Below are 18,581 nucleotides of genomic sequence, written 5' to 3' on the forward strand. Positions count from 1 at the left end.
TGGCCGGATTGCTCCGGCCAAATCCATATTAGCCTGGAATCTTAGCAACCATTCGAACTGAGGTCGTCAATTCTTCAAGTTGTAACCAAGGTCTTAGATGAGCGACAGCTGAGTATGCGCCTGGCTTACCAGGTTGCTCGACCACTTCAATGCGAGATTCGCAAAGAGGCGTTCTTGCACGTTGCTCATTACCAATGGCACCCGCGTTGGTGTATTGGTCGATCCATAGTTGTAGCTCTCGTTTGATATCCGGAGCTTCAAGATTCGAGCCTAACTTGTCGCGACCCATTACTTTCAGGTAGTGGGCGATACGGCTACTTGCCATGATGTAAGGCAGGCGAGCTGAAATTGCCGCGTTTGCCGTTGCATCTGGGTCAGTGAAGGTTTTAGGCTTTTGCGTTGTTTGACCGCCGATGAACACAGCGTAGTTAGAGCTTTTGTAGTGAACCAAAGGAAGGAAACCAAGGTCTGAAAGCTCTTTCTCGCGCTCATCTGTTAGGTTAACTTCTGTTGGGCACTGCTGAAGTAGATCGCCAGCTTCAGACTTGTAAGTTAGGTTTGGAAGATTCTCGACCTTACCACCGTTATCAAGACCACGAATAGACGTACACCAACCTGAAGCCGTGTAAGCTTGAGTCATTTTAAGACCAAGATCATACGCTGCATTAGACCAAACTAACTGATCATTGCTGGTTGGCTTAGGATTACCATCCATATCGGTACCAAGCTCTTCATAAGCGAAGACATCAGTACTCAAACCTTTGTCACCATAAGGTAGGCGAGCAAGAGTTCGTGGCAGTGTTAGGGTTACGTAGCGAGCATCATCACTCTCACGGAATGAATTCCATGCAGCGTAAGCAGGAGAGTCGAAACCTGCAGCAACAGGTTTGCCTTCAGAGAATGTTTGGAAGTCATTAAACTCGAACATCTCAGCATTGGCAGCAGCAACGAATGGTGCGTGACACGCTGCAGCGACTTCACCCATGTAGCGAAGTAGAGCAACATCTTCATCTTTCGCGCTGAACTCGTAATCACCGATGAATGTGCCGTAAGGTTCACCACCAGCAGTACCGAATTCGCCTTGGTAAACCGCATTGAATAGCGGGCTACGGTCAATCGCAGGCGCATCTTCGAATTGATCAAGCAACTCTTCTTGTGTGTAATCGACCATTTTGATCTTTAGATCACGACCCAGTTCGCTCTCTTTAACGAGTTTTTGTAGACCACGCCAAGAGCCTTCAAGCTTCTGTAAGTCTTTTTGTTGCATGACTTCAGATAACTGTTGAGATAGCTTTTTATCTATCTCTGAGATTGCGTTTTCAATTGTTTTTGTAACGTTCTTATCCCACGTCACGGTGCCAGAAAGAGCTTGCTCTGTAAGTACAGAAAACAGTTCTTTCGTGGTGTCAGCGGGAGTTTGAGTGGTTGCTTCAATCGCACGGTCTAGGAAGCTCAGTGAGCCTTCCGCCGCCTCCGGTTGCGCTTGATTCTCAGTTTCAGTACTCATTACTCAGCTCCTTCTTCTTTAATACCAAGCTCATCAGAAAGAGCATTAATCGTATCTGCACTTTGTAGAACTTCTTTAAGTAGCTTTTCTAGGTCGCGAGAACGATCGGCTTTAGAAAGCAGTACCTTCAGTTGATTACGGGTTTCGACTAGCTTCTTAAGCGGTTCAACCTGTTCGATTATCGCTTCAGGTTCGAAATCTTTCATCGAATTGAACTTAAGACTCGCCGCAAATTGGCTGTCATCACCGGCAAGTACATTGTCTACTTTTAGGGATAATTCAGGGCCAACACGCTTCATTACCGTATCGAAGTTGTCTTTATCAACGTTATAGAAGGTACGATCTTCTACTTCTTCTTTATCTTGCTTATGGCCTGAGTAGTCACCAATAACCCCAACAACAAAAGGGAGCTCTTTGGTTTCTACAGCGCCATTAGTCTCAACGTCATAGGTAATACTTACGCGGTTCTTACTTACGCGTTTATGTTGGGAATTTAGTGCCACGGTAACTCTCCTTGTTTAATTACTTAGCAGTTGAAGTGACTTTAGCTGTTGTAGCATCGAAGCCAACCTCAGGGCCTTTCTCGATCTTACCGCCGTCGGATTCAATGTAGTAAGCCTTAGAAATTTCAGTGTAGGTTAGGCTGAAAGATTCGCTTGGAAGTGAACCGTCTGTGCCAGACATGTTGTAGCTAGACATACGAGCCATTTTTAGCGTTAGAATCAGGTATGGATCAGCACCAGAGCCTTCACGGTTTGGTTTTGTCATTACGATTTCAACGGTGCGACCTTCTGGACCCGGCGCATATAAGAAAGTGGTTAGATGAGGTGTTGCACCATCACAGCCACGAGTCATGTTGACTTCACCAAGAGCAACCATACCTTGGTCCGCATTGTTTGCATTACCTACATCGATACCAACACCACGTACTGCACTCCAAGAAACGCTATCAAGTGCAAAGAATCCATCTTTACCCCCGATCTTTTCTACCGTTGCTGCACCTTTTGGTGTCGTACCATCAATTCTCATAAAAATAGAAGCCATTACTTTCTCCTTGCTCAACGCATTAATGTGCTTTACCACTCAAAATCTTGCAGGCTGCTCGATGATGAGTTGGAAGTCGGTTCAGATGTTTGGTTTGTATCTGTCGTACTATTTGAACTATCAGGAACTGGCGATACTGCCGCTGGCTCTTCAATAGTCGATGTTGCTACCGGAGTTCTCTCCGGAGCGGAAGTCATTACTGGAACGGATTTTCCTGACAAATCGGTTTTGTCTAGGTTGTCCATTCCTGTCATTTGATTGATTTGTGCGATGACACTTTCATTGCCAACCATTTCTTGGAGTAACTCTGGGAAGCTCATGTAGCCCCAACGAATTGAACGTTCGAGTAAGAAGGCAATAGGGCTATGAGGCTCTGTTTCTTTAAAGTACTCAGCGATTTTTCTAATTTCTTGAAATGCATGATCGCGATTAACAATGCCGTTGATGCTCGAGACGTTTTGAACAATCGTTTGAGTTTGGTTTTGGGAGGTAAGGCTGTTTAGTGCTTGGGCTTGCCCGTCACTAGCCACGCTTCCGTTACCTTGGTTTACCGGATTAGTTGCCCCTGAATTTTGGCTTGTCTCAGTGGCTAAACTTGAGTCAATAGGGGTATCACTTGCTTGCTGGGGTGCCGAATGTATCGAATCGTCTTGTTGAGTTACTTCTGTTGAGTTTTGGATAACGTGGAAGTTGTCATCCAAAGGCCAAGGCGAGAATCTTTCTCCAACAAGAAAATGTATCGCTTTAATCAGATCACGTACGTTGGTCTTGATGAAGTTGAAACTGATAACGGTTGCGCCAACAGCTTGGCACTTTTCAGCTAGGTTTTTCTCAGCACCTTCCAATTCACTATAAATACTCGCTAATTGAAAGAGTGTCTCTGAAACGCTTTGATCAAATGAACCTAACGCTGTTTCTTTCAGTTCTGCAATGTTGCCTTTACGTTCAGCGGTCAGGTAATCACCGAATGTGACACCAGCGCAAAAATCGAGCATTTGAAAGGGGATATACACAGAGCTTGAGTCAACAGACTCACCAACGAGTTGAAGTAGGGGTTTAGTTTTAAATTCAGTGATTTCCTTCGCTTTCCCTGCATCGTCAGAAGCTTTGAGTTTAGCCTCCGGAAGCATTGGGTTTAACGTATCCCAAAATTGGTCGATGAAAAGGTTTAAAGCAGGGATAGCATTAGCAAGGTTATGAAATGGCTGAGATGTAAAAAGTTGGCTCGTGATGTACCAACCTAATATCTCTAAGTCTTTTGACTGTGAAGTAAGTGTTTCTTCTGAAACCTTTCTCAACTCAGCCCAGTTTTTTGTATTGGCATCCACGATAGCAGGATCAGACGATGCATCAGGCGTTTCAACTAACTGTCGAAATGAGGATTGAGCGCTATTGTAAACGTTTCTCAAACTGCGATAGGCACTTCGATCTAACTTCAAATAAGGGCCTGAAGGCTCTTCATCCGAGATTGGAACAAGTAGGTGAACGATTTCTGTCATATACATCCTGTAAAAATCTATTGTTATCCCGATCGCACCAAAGTGTCATATTTGATACATAATCCTTATGCTTCGTAAACACTTGTTAACATTTATTAATTCTAGAGCTTTTTCGTGAAAAGTCTCATGCAAAATAGATATTTACTTAAAACTTTGAACTTCATCTAAGAAAGTGGACCGATGTCACGGTTTTTTGAAACCCCATGAAAAGTAAGGTATTTAGCCTCCAATCATCACAGTAGGCATACCCAGAACAATAGTACCGCCGTGACTGGTTGTATCGCCCATACGTGCCGCTGGTTTACTCATTATGAGCACAGTGGCACTGCCTTTGATGATGCTATCGGGAGGGCCAACACAAACACACATGTCCCCAAGTGTCGCGGCTGGCATATTGCCAATTAAAACCGTCGGTACACCGGGGCCACTGATTGGCCCGCCTATGTGGGGGATAGGTGGAACAGCGGGTGTCTGCATTGGGCAAACATGCATATCGGTTAATCGTGCGGCTAACGTCATCAGTAACTCCTATGCCTTATTGCCTTTGGCAAGCTCAAGAGCTATGCCGATGGATTTTTTGTAGTACTCGTCTGTCTTGTCCCAATTTGGTAGAGCAGCAGAGTGATTGATCGCACCTGCTACCGCCTTAGAGTATAGAAAAGGATTTGGGAGAACCGTTGGCAAATCTGGTGCAACAATACTGCCAGACCCGTTCCAAAATACGGCTTGAGCCAACCAAGATGGCCCACAATTTAAATTGAGTTTGTTAGAGAATAGTTCACTCTTGCGCCTTTGCTCTTCTGATGGTGATTTGACCCAAGCTTTGGCTGTGGAAATACATTGCTTTTGCATTGCAGACCAGACGTCATTTCTTGCATCGAGCGTGTGCGCTCCCCACCAAATGGCTTCTCGAACTGGAAGCCCGTGAGCAAGAAATTGAACCAAATCGAAATAGAGCTCGTTTTCCAACAACGCTTCAATGGAGTCATCAACATTGAGCTCTTCATCGATCAGCGCTTGAGCTTCATCAGAGCTTGAGAATCTATCGAGCAATTGTCGGCCTGTCTGATACGGAATCTTTTTATACATGTTTTCGTTCTACCTAAATTTGTGCTTTGGTGTGGTTTAAGTACTAGCGTTTTGAATTTGCTAATTAACCTTAACAATCGCACCTTTTAACTCACCCATCACGCCACCATCGAAAGTGCCTTTTAGTCCGGATTTAAACTCAGCACTTAATGAACCTTCAGCTGAGAGGGTGGTATCGGCTTTAATCGCGACACTGAGACCTTTAATGCTGTTGGAGCTCGTAGCTTCTAGAGCTGTCGTCACACCGGAGATCTTGTTTGCAGATGTAGCCTTACTGGTCACGTTCATCCCTTCGAGGTTGAGCGCACTGCTGGCTTTGATATCAATGTTGCTGGCTTCGATACTGATTGAAGATGAAGACATGGTGATCTTACTTGAACCAACGGTCAGCTCTATCTTGTCATCGGCTTCAAGTGAAATGGATTTACCTTTCTCACTGATCGCTTTATCCGAGGTAAGTGTGTAGTTATCTTCTGTTGAGACGGTAACTTGCTTGGTGGTTTTTTGAAGCAACTCACCTTTGATTGTCTCAGTCAGGTTGTTCTCGACTTCTTTGGTGAAGTCTTTGGTCGCGTGCATGTACAACAGCTCATTGTCTTTCTTGTCATCGAAATAGAGCTCATTCGCTAAGCCACTTAATTTGGTGCTAATGCCTGTTTTTGTGGCGTTCGCCTCTTTGTAAGGTGGCGGATTTTTACTGTTATAAACGCTTCCGGTGATAATCGGTTGGTCAGGGTCGCCATCAATGAAGCTGACTAATACCTCTTGTCCGACTCTCGGAATAAACTGAGCACCGTAACCGCTGCCTGCCATCATCTGAGCGACACGCACATAGCAACTTGTTTTGTCGCCAGAGGCTTCGGTATCCCAATGAAATTGAATGCGCACGCGGCCTTGATCGTCTTGATTGATTTCACCTGCCGTACTGCCTGCGACAATCGCGCTTTGCAGACCGTGGATTTTCGCTTTGTCTCTCGGTGACGGGTAATTAGGAATTGATGTATCGAGTAGGGTCAGTTTGGTCTCACAGTGATTATCTGTGTTGTATCGAATGTGAAGTTCTGTGACCAGATAATCGCCGAGTTGAGACTTGTCTAAATGGGAAGATAATGAGAACCAAGTTCCTAATTCAAATGAATCGTGTTGAGCTTCGGCTTCAACGGTTTGATAACTTTGTTCGAGCTGTTCTATTCGCCTTTTAACTAGGTTACTGGCGAGATCCTCCATGCCACCAGTGATACCAAGGTTAGGGTAAAACTGCTTGGTCAACTTGGTGTTGTTGGCGATCTTATGGCTGGATTTTTTCTCTTTGCTGCTCACCAATTTGGTTTGTGAGTAGTCGTAGCTGGTTAGCTCAATGCTAGCACCATGAAATTGCCCTTGTGGCATCCATTTGTTGATTAATGGATTACTGCCTGATGGGACCTCAATCATGTCGAGTTTGCTAGCATCGGATTTTTGAAAGGGGCTTTGAGCATCTTGCAGCATCATTAGGTGGTCGGAATCGCTGTGTTGGAAAAAGTAGTGAACGCCTTCCTCAGCGAGTAATCGGGTTACGAAATCAAAATCGCTTTCATCGTATTGAACGCAATATTCACGTTTAGACGAAGGCATGGTGCCTGTCTTATAAGATCCACTGAAGCCAGCTTGGGTTAACACGTCTGAAATGATGTCTTTCGTTGATTGGTTTTGGTAAACGCGGAAAGAGTGGGTGTGCTTCAGTAACCAGAACCAAGGCCTTAGAGTGACGCGGTAACTAGAGTACTGTAGGTTACCGTCCATACCGAGTAATTGAACCTGCGTAACAATACCGTTGAATACTCGGGTAGCGGTCAAATTATCGGTGTCATTAATGAAGCGGGTGATAGAGAGCTTTTGCCCCAATTGATCATCGATCACAAAGCTTTTTGAGATGATGGTTAGTTCGATTTTAAAAGGCTTCGATAAGTACTCAGAAATAGCAAAATCGCTGACTGCATGCTCGTTGCTTTTAGAATCTTTTGCCACAATAGTGCTGGCAGAAGGGGAGAAATTATCCGTCATAGGCTCGCCTGATAATGCTCGAAGGTGTCCTGACATAAGGTTATGTCGATACTAACGAACTGACTTGATGTTAAAACTTTATATCTAAATTTATAGCATAAAGTAAATAATATAATAAGCATCATAACAAAGGCGTGAGGTGTTTCCATTTTATGAAAACAAATACCATTAATTTAATTATGGTAACTACTTGCTGGTTTATATTGTTAAATGTCATTTAAATACGAGGTTATTGCGACGCAGAGGGGGATATAAGGAGATCTTAAATTATATATAGAATAATGTGTTGCTAGAGACAGTATGCCGTAGTAATAATATAGATATTGCTAGCATGTTACATTTCTGGGCTAGTGGTTATTCAAGGATAGAATAATGACGAACACAAAAATCTCGTTACGGTTTACCGTTGGAGGGATGTTTTTGCTTGCAACAGTACTGACAGCGATCGTTGCGGTTTCACTTCAATATTACTTCAGTAAGAAAATGGCGACCGAACATACTTTGTCGAAGTTGACCATGGTATCTCAGGATTTAAGCGACTATATCGGCAACGTCGATTCAGATGCGATAAATACCGCTCGTTTACTCTCTTCAGTACATCGCTCGATTAGCCATCAAATCTCTCGGGAAGAGTCGCGTGGGATCCTCTCTGAAGCAATAAAAGACAACCCTCTGTTTTACAGTATTTATATCGGTTCTTCTAACGAACGCTTCTTCCAAATTATCAATCTGGAATCCTCCCCTTTTGTTAGAGAAAAAATTGGTGCCGATCGCTCAGACCGCTGGGTCGTGATCGAGATCAGCGATAGAGAAGCCGGCCGTATCCGTACGACTAAGTATTACGACCTTGAGTTTAACCTCCGAGACTCAAAGACTGAGCCAAGCAATTACTTTCCTACGACACGGCCTTGGTATGTCTCTGCGAATACGGAGGTTGTTGAGAAAACACAGCCTTATCTTTTCCAACATCTCCAGATCACGGGCCAAACGTATTCTCTAGCCTTTGAATCAAAAGCTGCTGGCGATACGCAACATGTAATAGGTATAGATATCGTGTTGTCTTCTTTGGCAAGCAAGTTATCTGCCAGTGCATTGGATCTTGATGAAGACAGTCAGGTTGAATCTTTCTTATACTCCAAATCCGGCAACATTATCGCGTCTAATCGCGATATTGAAACGACACAAGTGCTTCTTAAAGCGAGTGACATCAATTGGTCTTCTGAGCAACAAGCCATCATAGAAAAAACACCACCTTTGTTGTTCTCGAATCAAAATGATTGGGGTCCGATGGATTTCTCTGTATCTGGAGAACCACACGGCTACGCGATTGATCTCTTGAAAATGATCAGTGAAATGAGCGGGGTTAGGTTTGAATTTGTGAATGGCTTTTCGTGGGCGGAGTTAACTGGCAAGTTTCATGAAGGAAGCATTGATGGACTGCATTCGATTCAGAACTACGAAAGCAATGGCGTGAAAGGTTTATACACTGACGCTATCTATGAACTACCTTTCTCTGTTGTCACTCGAGGCGAAGTTCAAACCCTATCAAATTACGCTGAACTTGAAGGTGAAAAAGTCGCGATTCTATCAGGGTGGTCGATTACACCTCAATTGAGAGCCGACTTCCCAAATATCGATCTAGTTGAGTTTTCCGATATGGAATCGGCACTGGATGCTGTTGAGAATGGCGAATATTTTGCGGTACTCGACGCGAAGCCCGTGCTTTCATTTTCTTTGGACAAGTTTTTCCATGTAAACCTTAAAGTTAATGAAGCGCTCTCGGACTTGAAAGTGAGCTATCCAAATCAGTTCCACATTGTGCTGCAGAATAAACATCAACAGCTGTTACCGATCATCAATCAAGCCATAAATGCATTAACGGATGAGCAGAAAGCCGCATTATCTCAAAAGTGGTTTCAACATACGGCCCTAAATACAGGAACAACCATTCCTTATACTGAGCTCTATGATAGAACCGCGACAGCGACCGCCGAAGGCGAAATGGTTAAGATTGTGCTCAATGGTGAAGCTAAGCGTTTATATCTGAAAAAGATTGAGACAGGCGAGCACTACTCTGAATATTTTGCAGTAGCGATACCAGAAGCGGAAATTTACAGCGCTGTGAACAAGAGAGTGGCGACCTCCATTGGCGTGACTGTGCTTCTTATGAGCCTAACCTTACCGGTAGCTTGGATCTTTGGTGCGCCAATTGTTCGTCCTATTCGTCAATTAAAAGCAGAGACGAGTAAGATTAAGTTGCGTGATTATGACAGCGTGACCGTGCTGGATACTCGAATTAAGGAAATATGGGAGTTGTCAGTTGCAGTCAAAGAGATGTCGACAGAACTCAAACAACATGAGCAAACTCAAGAGGCGTTTGTTGAGTCGTTTATCAAGCTCATCGCTCAAGCGATCGATGATAAGTCCGCTTATACGGCAGGGCATTGTAATCGTGTACCAGAACTCGGCTTGATGCTGGCTGACGCGGCTGAAAAATCGCAGTCTGAGCACTTCAAAGATTTTGAGTTTAAAAATGATGACGAACGTCGTGAGTTTAGGATTGCAGCTTGGCTTCATGATTGTGGCAAGATCACGACACCGGAACACATCGTCGATAAAGGTACGAAGCTAGAAGCGAACTACAACCGAATCCACGAGGTGAGAACTCGTTTTGAAGTACTTTGGCGTGATGCGGAAATCACCGCTTTGAGAAAACAACTTGATGGTACGCTATCAACGCAACTGATAGCCGATGAACTTACGGCAACGAAGCAGCAGCTACAAGATGACTTTGCCTTTATCGCGATATCAAACGTTGGTGGTGAGTTCATGGGTGATGACAAAGTTGCTCGTATTCGTTCGATAGCTGAGACGACTTGGATCCGTAACTTTGATGATCAACTTGGTCTATCACCCATAGAAGCCTTGAATCGAGAACCGATTTCAAGCTTGCCAGCGACAGAGCCGCTGTTAAGTGATAAGCCTGAACATATAGTGAAAAGAGATAGGCCGTTAGAGTTTGACCCGAAACATCAAATCAAAATGGATGTGCCGGAGCACCTATACAACTTAGGCGAAGTCTACAATCTGAGCATTGCACGTGGCACGTTAACTGCTGAAGACCGGTTCAAGATAAATGAGCATATGCTTGGCACGATTAAGATGCTTGAGAACCTGCCATTCCCGAAAGAACTAAGCCGTGTTCCTCGCTATGCTTCGACTCACCATGAAACACTCAAAGGCACTGGATATCCAAGGAGGTTAACTGGCGACGATCTTTCAATTCCAGAACGTATTCTCGTGATATCGGATATTTTTGAGGCGCTAACTGCTGCGGATAGGCCGTACAAGAAAGCGAAGCCAATCAGTGTTGCTGTCGATATCATGTACAAAATGGCCTTGGACGAGCATCTCGATATAGAACTGTTTAGGTTGTTTCTAACTAGCGGGACACATATCCGTTACGCCGAAACGTATTTAAAACCGGAACAGATCGATCATGTAGACCTATCAAAATATGTAGTTGAAAGCGTCGCTGCTTAACTTTGCCAGAAAGCATGAATGGCTGTTGACCTCACTTCATGTAGTGAGTGGGGGTTTCTCCGGTGTGTTGCTTAAAGAAATGAATAAACGCACTGTCACTGGAGAACTCTAACTCGTGGGCAACCGCAGAGACACTCTTTTTTTCTGACAATTGCTCAATGGCACTTAACAGCCTCCATTGTTGACGCCAAGCTTGGTAAGGCATCCCCGTTTCTTTGATGAATAATCGGCTTACGGTCTTGCTGCTTGCTCCAATATGCTTGGCCATTTCATTGAGTGGTTGAGGTAACTGTGTTCCTAGTTTTACTTTTTCTAACCACAACGCTAATCGTTTATCTTTGGGTAAAGGCAGCGTTAGCTCGTTCCTTTCTGCGTAAGAAAGTTCCTCGCAACACAACGCCAATGTGTTTTGTTGCTCTTCACTAGGTTTATCCCAATCCCAAAAAGCCATTCGTTCGATCAACTCCTTCAGTAGTGGTGTGACGTTAAGAATACTCAACGTTATAGGTAAGTTTTTAATGCGAACAGGATCAAAATAAAGCGAGCGATAGGCAACGACATTGATCATGGTTGCACAATGCTCAATTCCCGCGGGTATCCAGGCAACTTTGGTGGGCGGCAACACACAATGCATTCCGTCGAGGGTAATACTTATGCAACCGTGTGGTGCAAATAACAATTGTGCACGGTTGTGTGTATGCATACCCGAATCGTGCTTGCCGACTTGGGCGGCAATGCCGACAAAGGGATAGGGCATTCCATCAACATAAAAAGGTGTGTTGTCATCGATCAACATGATTTGTCCTTATTTTGATGTTTGTTGTTCTACTGTTGATATTTGAACACAAATGAAATCCATATACTTCTCTTATTCCAGTTTTAGAAGAGAATAATATGAATAAAAAACCCCATATGGGACTGATCATCATTCTGCTGATGTTCCCCCAAATTGTTGAAACTATCTACAGCCCAGTATTGCCGCACTTAGTTGATTATTTTGGTGTATCAATGGCAAGTGCAAGTCAAACCTTGTCGATTTACTTTATTGCTTTTGCTGTGGGTGTTGTTTTTTGGGGGCGAATTTCTGATCTTATTGGCCGCAGAAAAGCGATGTTGTGTGGTTTGTTTACTTATGGCGTTGGTTGCCTGTTAGCCATCACGGCAACTCAATTTGATATGGTCATGATTGCGCGGGTTGTGTCAGCTTTTGGGGCAGCGGTAGGCTCAGTTATTGGTCAAACAATATTGCGAGATAGCTATGAAGGCAAAGAGCTAGGGAAAGTGTTTTCGCTAGCAATTGTTGCAGTATCAATCAGCCCTGTTGTTGGTTTAATGTCAGGAGGATTGATTGCTGAATATTTTGGACACTTAGTGGTGTTCAGTTTACTGCTTGTCATGGCTTTTATATTGCTGATCGTATCGGCCTTTTCTTTACCCGAAACGAAACCTGCTGATACTAAAACAGTCAGCTTTATTGGTATTTTCACGGTAATGCTAAAAGATAGGGATATTTGGAAAAGTGCGATTCTTGTGGCTTGCTTTAATGTCATGATGTTTAGCTATTATTCTTTAGCGCCATTTATGTTCAGCCAGTTTGGCTTAAGTTCCATTGAATTTGGTTACAGTGGTGTGATCTTAGCAGCAGCATCTGTTTTAGGGAGCTCGATGAATAAACGATTGCTAGTAAAAGAATGGGGTTCCCAACGACTCATTCAGATCGCGGTGTTAATCAGCTTTGTTGGGGCTGTTCAGGTGTACTTTTGCCAAGACAGCCTTTGGTTTCTTTTAGGAATGGCTGCTGTGGTTGTAGGGTTTGGTATGGCAAGTCCTAATATATTTAGTACGGCGTTGGTCAATTATAAACAGCAAGCAGGCACGGCAGGGGCGGTTCTAGGATTGTTGTATTACTGTTTAATTGGTGGGGGACTAGGACTTGCTGGTGAGATTGGTAACTTAGGGGTTGTGCTAATAGGAATGTCGTTATTGGCAAGCACCATGTTGATGTCTCGTGATTAACCTATTTTGAGAGTGTTAACCTTGTGAATAATAAAGAGAGGCGATCATTGCTTCTCTTTTTTTTTGGTCTAAATCGCTGATGAGTAGAAATGAATACTATATCTAAAAGGTGGATGGCAAGTTGTCGACACATCGATTTCTAATAATTGTAGGGTAAGCAAGGGTTTGTTGAGTCTCTCCTAGGTTAATTCATTTATTAACAGTTGGTTAAGTCATTATTTACGTGTTTTCTAACAAACTTTATCGTCTATAAAAAATACTACCTTAGTCTAAATTGTCGACAATCTACTTGATTGTCGACAATTCGATCGTGTATTTTATGTTCATGTTATGAAATTGTTGACAGTTAGGGTCGGCAATCAGAAGTGAGCAGCGTGAATATGAATACTGCGATAAAAGATCTCACCTTAAGTGCAAACACGAAAACACGTGTGAGCGACAAAGAAAACACCAAGTCGGAAAATCTGACGGAGTACCTCGTTGAGGCGATTGTTAACGGTGAACTACCACCGGGCAGTAAGATCTCGGAACCTGAACTGGCTAAACGCTTTGAGGTAAGCCGAGGTCCACTACGTGAAGCGATAATGCGTGTTGAAGGGCTTGGCTTGATTGAACGCATTCCTCATGTAGGGGCTCGAGTTATTACCTTTTCGGCAGACAAACTACTCGAGTTGTACGCAGTGCGAGAGGCATTGGAAGGCATGGCGGCTCGCTTAGCAGCGCGACATATTACACAAGAAGAGCTTGTCGGGCTTGAAGGGTTATTGTCGACACACTCAAAACACATCGATGAAGTCGAAGGTTCTTCTTACTTTCATCAACATGGGGATTTCGATTTCCATTACCGCATTATCAAAGCGAGTCGTAACAGCAAACTCATTTCGCTGCTGTGTGATGAGCTTTATCACCTATTACGCATGTACCGCTATCAATCGCCTAGGGCTCAGTCTCGACCAAAAGAGGCGCTTGATGAACATAAATACATCCTACAAGCGATTCGTAACCGCGATGAAGAGCTAGCAGAAATGCTAATGCGACGACACATCTCGGGTAGTCGATTGCTTATAGAACAACAAATTCAATCCAAAGATCTTGATTAAGCGGCCATTGGAATCTGTCAGCGGATCAGTGCTGGCGATAACTAAAAGCCGTAAGTCTTAAAGGTTAGCTAGAAATAAACAATTAACAGGGAGCGTCATTATGAAGTTATCAGCAGGAGCAAAGTTCAGACAAGCTGTGCAAGACAACGACCCATTGCAGATCGTCGGTACGGTGAATCCGTATTGCGCGATGATGGCAAAGAACTTAGGGCATCAGGCGATCTATTTGTCTGGTGGAGGCATCGCCAATGCGTCTTATGGTTTACCTGATTTAGGTATTACGACATTGAACGATGTGTTGGTGGATGTTGAACGTATTACCAATGCGTGTGATTTGCCTTTGCTGGTGGATATCGATACGGGTTTTGGTGGCGCATTTAATATTGCACGTACCATTCGCGCTATGGAGAAGGCAGGCGCAGCTGCAATTCATATGGAAGATCAAGTGGCCCAGAAACGCTGTGGTCATCGACCAAATAAAGCGATTGTGAGCCAGCAAGAGATGGTCGATAGAGTCAAAGCGGCAACCGATGCTAGAACCGATGAGAGCTTTGTGATTATGGCGCGTACGGATGCATTGGCGGTTGAAGGTATTGATAGTGCGATTGAACGAGCGATTGCGTGTGTTGAAGCGGGCGCTGACATGATTTTCCCTGAGGCGATGAATCAGCTAGACCAATACGTGAAGTTCTCGGCGGCGTTGAAATCAGCAACGGGTAAGCACGTGCCTATTCTTGCGAACATCACTGAGTTTGGCCAAACGCCACTCTACAACTGTAACGAATTGGCCCAATCAAGTGTCGACATGGTGCTTTATCCATTGAGTGCGTTCCGTGCGATGAACAAAGCGGCGGAGAATGTTTACAAGCACTTGTTAGTTGAAGGCAATCAAGAAGCTCTGTTGGATTCAATGCAAACCCGTAAAGAGCTTTACGAACACCTGAATTACCACGACTACGAAAACAAGCTTGATCAGTTGTTTTCAAGTGAAGGGTAAATCCCGTTTCAATTAATCCAAAATCAACTTAATCCAATAACGTGAAATGGTTAGTCGCCATATCCAGTACCGATGATAAAGATCATCGGACATATAAACAGGCAGCACCAAAGAGTGCAGGCGGCTAATACAGAAAAGGAGTTCATCATGTCTGTATCTTTGAGTGATAAAGCAGCTGTCGAAAAGGCTTCAACAGAAAACCAACAACAAAGCGAAAAAACAGCCAGCGCACCTGTAATCGGTGGTGCTGGTCTACGTGGTCAGAGTGCGGGAACTACGGCGCTATGTACGGTAGGAAAATCAGGAACCGGCTTAACCTACCGTGGTTATGATATTACCGATCTTGCTAATCACGCTCAGTTCGAAGAAGTGGCGCACCTGCTACTAAGAGGTCACTTACCCAATGCAAAAGAGCTAGACGATTACAAAACATTGTTGGTTGGTCTACGCGGCTTACCTCAACCTTTGAAAGCAGCACTAGAGCTTATTCCTGCAGACGCTCATCCAATGGATGTGATGAGAACGGGTTGTTCAATGTTAGGTAATCTAGAGCAAGAGTCTGACTTCTCTGAGCAACTGTTCGCGACCGAACGAATGCTTGCTCTTTTCCCTGCGATTATTTGTTATTGGTATCGCTTTAGCCATGATGGCGTGCGAATTGATACTGAAGATCAAAGTGAAGCCTGTCTGGGTGGCTACTTCTTGAAAATGCTAACGGATAAAACACCTAGTGAACTTCATAAGAAGGTGATGCACTGCTCGCTAACCCTTTACGCAGAACATGAGTTTAATGCTTCAACCTTTGCCGCTCGTGTGTGTGCATCCACACTGTCAGATATCCACTCTTGTGTCACCGCAGCGATTGGTACGTTGAGAGGTCCTTTACATGGCGGTGCAAATGAAGCGGCGATGGAAATGATCCAAGATTGGCAAACCGCCGATGAAGCTGAAACGAACATCATGAATATGCTTGCTAACAAAGACAAGATCATGGGCTTCGGCCATGCCATTTATCGTGAAAGCGACCCACGAAATGCTCTAATCAAGCGTTGGTCAAAAGAGCTAGCTCAAGAAGTGGGAGATAAGCAGCTTTACGCCGTTTCTGAGCGTGTTGAAGCGGTAATGAAGCGCGAGAAAGGCTTGTTCTGTAATGCTGACTTCTTCCATGCATCGGCTTATCACTTCATGGACATCCCAACCAAATTGTTTACTCCTATCTTCGTGATGAGCCGCCTTACGGGTTGGACGGCACACGTATTCGAGCAAAGAGAAAACAATCGAATTATTCGTCCAAGTGCAGACTACACCGGGCCAGAGCATCAAGACTGGCTACCAATCCATTTACGTTAGTCCTCTATATCGAGCCGACTTATATCTCGAGGTGACTTTTCTCTTCATGTGATAAGGCCTCGAGAACCAACGAATAGAATTTAACAGATAATGGTGGATGTATGTCTGATGTGAAACTTGAACAAGCTCAGTACCTTGATAAAAACCAGTACCGAAAACTTTTACCCGGTACCCATTTAGAATATTTCGATGCCCGTGAAGCGGTAGAAGCGATATCCCCGGGCGCTTATAAAACCTTGCCTTATACGTCGAGAGTGTTGGCGGAACAATTGGTAAGATGCTGTGATCCTCAAACTCTTGAAGACAGCTTAAAACAGATCATTGACCGTAAGAGCGACCTAGATTTCCCTTGGTATCCTGCGCGTGTCGTGTGTCATGACATTCTTGGTCAAACAGCCTTGGTTGATTTGGCTGGGTTAAGAGACGCGATTGCCGACCAAGGTGGAGACCCTGCCAAGGTTAACCCCGTAGTTGAAACCCAACTGATTGTTGATCATTCGCTTGCAGTGGAACACGCAGGCTTTGATAACCAAGCGTTTGATAAAAACCGAGCGATTGAAGAGCGCAGAAACGAAGACCGTTTTCACTTTATCGAATGGTGTAAAACCGCGTTTAAGAACGTGAGTGTGATTCCTGCGGGGAACGGGATCATGCACCAGATTAACTTGGAGAAGATGTCTCCGGTGATTCAATCCAAAGAGGGCATCGCGTTTCCTGATACTTGTGTCGGCACAGACAGCCATACACCGCATGTTGATGCTCTGGGCGTTATTGCGATTGGTGTGGGCGGCTTGGAAGCTGAGACAGTGATGCTCGGTCGTCCGTCAATGATGCGTTTGCCTGATATTGTCGGCGTTAAACTGACGGGTCAACGACAAGAAGGGATAACCGCAACGGATATTGTGCTTGCGATTACTGAGTTCCTTCGCAATGAGAGAGTGGTCTCAAGCTATTTGGAATTCTTCGGTGAAGGGGCTCGTGCACTGACCATTGGTGACCGCGCAACCATCTCCAACATGACGCCAGAGTACGGTGCGACAGCGGGTATGTTCTATATCGATGAGCAGACTATTCAATACCTGAAACTCACTGGTCGAGAGCCTGAGCAGGTTGAACTAGTCGAACGCTACGCCAAACAAACAGGGCTTTGGGCGGACGATTTAGATTCCGCCCAATATGAACGTGTGCTTGAGTTTGATTTGTCTAAAGTTGAGCGCAATCTAGCAGGGCCATCCAATCCACATCGTCGTTTGCCAACCAGAGAGCTGGCTGAACAAGGCATCAGTCAAGCATCTTGGAGAGAGCAGCATGCTAAGCAGTACAGCGACGAGCAGATGCCTGATGGTGCGGTGATTATCGCAGCAATTACCTCTTGTACTAACACCAGTAATCCGAGAAACGTGGTAGCCGCAGCATTGGTGGCTAAGAAAGCCAATCAGCTTGGATTAGTTCGTAAACCGTGGGTGAAAACGTCATTTGCGCCGGGCTCTAAAGTTGCCAAGCTCTATCTTGAGTCGGCAGGTTTGCTACCTGAGCTGGAACAATTAGGCTTCGGTATCGTGGGTTATGCGTGTACTACCTGTAACGGAATGAGTGGGGCGTTGGATCCTACAATCCAACAAGAGATCATCGACCGCGACCTGTACTCAACCGCTGTGTTGTCAGGAAATCGAAACTTTGATGGTCGAATCCATCCCTATGCAAAACAAGCGTTTTTAGCCTCACCGCCATTGGTGGTTGCTTACGCGTTGGCTGGCACGATTCGCTTTGATATCGAGAAAGACAGCTTAGGCACAGACAACAATGGTAAGCCAATCTACTTAAGTGATTTATGGCCGAGTGATGCCGAGATCGATGCCGTTGTCGGTGAGCACGTTAAGCCTCAGCAATTCCAACAAATCTACGTGAAAATGTTCCAGCCAGACGAGGAACAGGTGACGACTGAACCGCTTTATGACTGGCGACCTCAAACTACTTATATCCGAAGACCACCTTATTGGGAAGGTGCTCTTGCGGGGGAACGAAGCCTTTCAGGGATGAGGCCTCTGGCTATTCTGGGGGACAACATCACTACGGATCACTTGTCCCCATCAAATGCGATTCTCGCTTCGAGCGCGGCGGGGGAATATCTCACCAAAATGGAAGTGCCGGAAGAGGATTTTAACTCTTACGCGACCCATCGAGGTGATCACTTAACCGCGCAACGAGCAACATTCGCCAACCCTAAGCTGTTTAACGAAATGGTGAAGGACGCTGGAGAAGTCGTGCAAGGTTCATTGGCAAGAGTTGAACCCGAGGGGCAAGTTACGCGAATGTGGGAAGCGATAGAAACCTACATGAACCGTAAACAGCCTTTGATTGTCGTGGCGGGTGCGGATTATGGACAAGGTTCA

Annotated in this window: 14 protein-coding genes; 6 read left to right on the forward strand and 8 right to left on the reverse strand. The window is 44.8% G+C overall.

Annotated elements, in window-relative coordinates; all coding sequences use genetic code 11:
* Window positions 1–28: 28 nt before the first annotated feature.
* The 7 genes from tssC to AACR09_RS06275 all read right to left on the reverse strand — a co-directional run bounded on the left by tssC (window position 29) and on the right by AACR09_RS06275 (window position 7,182).
* The gene (gene tssC, locus AACR09_RS06245; protein ID WP_102444808.1) at window positions 29–1,507 is read right to left on the reverse strand and encodes a type VI secretion system contractile sheath large subunit; all 1,479 of its coding nucleotides are present in this window, start codon (window positions 1,505–1,507) and stop codon (window positions 29–31) included.
* The gene (tssB, locus tag AACR09_RS06250) at window positions 1,507–2,010 is read right to left on the reverse strand and encodes a type VI secretion system contractile sheath small subunit (RefSeq protein ID WP_017110737.1); all 504 of its coding nucleotides are present in this window, start codon (window positions 2,008–2,010) and stop codon (window positions 1,507–1,509) included. The genes tssC and tssB overlap by 1 nt, the downstream gene beginning before the upstream one ends.
* A gap of 19 nt (window positions 2,011–2,029) precedes the next feature.
* Complete coding sequence (locus AACR09_RS06255; RefSeq protein WP_065111266.1) at window positions 2,030–2,551, reverse strand: Hcp family type VI secretion system effector; 522 nt, start codon at window positions 2,549–2,551, stop codon at window positions 2,030–2,032.
* Between the two features lie 32 nt (window positions 2,552–2,583).
* Complete coding sequence (locus AACR09_RS06260) at window positions 2,584–4,050, reverse strand: type VI secretion system protein TssA (RefSeq protein WP_193836191.1); 1,467 nt, start codon at window positions 4,048–4,050, stop codon at window positions 2,584–2,586.
* Between the two features lie 219 nt (window positions 4,051–4,269).
* Window positions 4,270–4,569, reverse strand: a complete 300-nt coding sequence (locus tag AACR09_RS06265) for a PAAR domain-containing protein (protein WP_102315316.1) — start codon at window positions 4,567–4,569, stop codon at window positions 4,270–4,272.
* Window positions 4,570–4,578: 9 nt separating this feature from the next.
* Complete coding sequence (locus AACR09_RS06270; protein ID WP_193836192.1) at window positions 4,579–5,139, reverse strand: DUF6931 family protein; 561 nt, start codon at window positions 5,137–5,139, stop codon at window positions 4,579–4,581.
* A gap of 60 nt (window positions 5,140–5,199) precedes the next feature.
* Window positions 5,200–7,182, reverse strand: a complete 1,983-nt coding sequence (locus AACR09_RS06275) for a type VI secretion system Vgr family protein (protein ID WP_193836193.1) — start codon at window positions 7,180–7,182, stop codon at window positions 5,200–5,202.
* 372 nt (window positions 7,183–7,554) lie between these two features.
* Here AACR09_RS06275 and AACR09_RS06280 point away from each other — a divergent pair, with 372 nt between their 5' ends.
* On the forward strand, window positions 7,555–10,725 hold the full coding sequence (locus AACR09_RS06280) for an HD domain-containing phosphohydrolase (protein WP_193836194.1): 3,171 nt from the start codon (window positions 7,555–7,557) through the stop codon (window positions 10,723–10,725).
* Between the two features lie 31 nt (window positions 10,726–10,756).
* Here AACR09_RS06280 and AACR09_RS06285 read toward each other — a convergent pair whose 3' ends face one another.
* Window positions 10,757–11,521 (reverse strand): AraC family transcriptional regulator, encoded by a 765-nt coding sequence (locus AACR09_RS06285; RefSeq protein WP_193836195.1) that lies wholly within the window; start codon window positions 11,519–11,521, stop codon window positions 10,757–10,759.
* Window positions 11,522–11,619: 98 nt separating this feature from the next.
* Here AACR09_RS06285 and AACR09_RS06290 point away from each other — a divergent pair, with 98 nt between their 5' ends.
* From AACR09_RS06290 to acnD, 5 genes are all read left to right on the forward strand, one after another.
* Window positions 11,620–12,741 carry a multidrug effflux MFS transporter gene (locus AACR09_RS06290; protein ID WP_157938487.1) on the forward strand — a complete coding sequence of 374 codons (1,122 nt, stop codon included), beginning with the start codon at window positions 11,620–11,622 and terminating at the stop codon, window positions 12,739–12,741.
* A gap of 380 nt (window positions 12,742–13,121) precedes the next feature.
* On the forward strand, window positions 13,122–13,841 hold the full coding sequence (locus AACR09_RS06295) for a GntR family transcriptional regulator (RefSeq protein WP_102350585.1): 720 nt from the start codon (window positions 13,122–13,124) through the stop codon (window positions 13,839–13,841).
* 100 nt (window positions 13,842–13,941) lie between these two features.
* Window positions 13,942–14,838 carry a methylisocitrate lyase gene (gene prpB / locus AACR09_RS06300; protein ID WP_009846616.1) on the forward strand — a complete coding sequence of 299 codons (897 nt, stop codon included), beginning with the start codon at window positions 13,942–13,944 and terminating at the stop codon, window positions 14,836–14,838.
* A 147-nt stretch (window positions 14,839–14,985) separates the two neighbouring features.
* Window positions 14,986–16,188, forward strand: a complete 1,203-nt coding sequence (gene prpC / locus AACR09_RS06305; RefSeq protein WP_193836196.1) for a bifunctional 2-methylcitrate synthase/citrate synthase — start codon at window positions 14,986–14,988, stop codon at window positions 16,186–16,188.
* A 101-nt stretch (window positions 16,189–16,289) separates the two neighbouring features.
* Window positions 16,290–18,581, forward strand: a 2,292-nt coding sequence (acnD, locus tag AACR09_RS06310; RefSeq protein WP_228010964.1) for a Fe/S-dependent 2-methylisocitrate dehydratase AcnD, incomplete at its 3' end; no start/stop codon positions are given.

Origin of the sequence: Vibrio sp. OPT20 (assembly GCF_963889365.1) — a bacterium.
GTDB classification, from domain to species: Bacteria; Pseudomonadota; Gammaproteobacteria; order Enterobacterales; family Vibrionaceae; genus Vibrio; species Vibrio splendidus.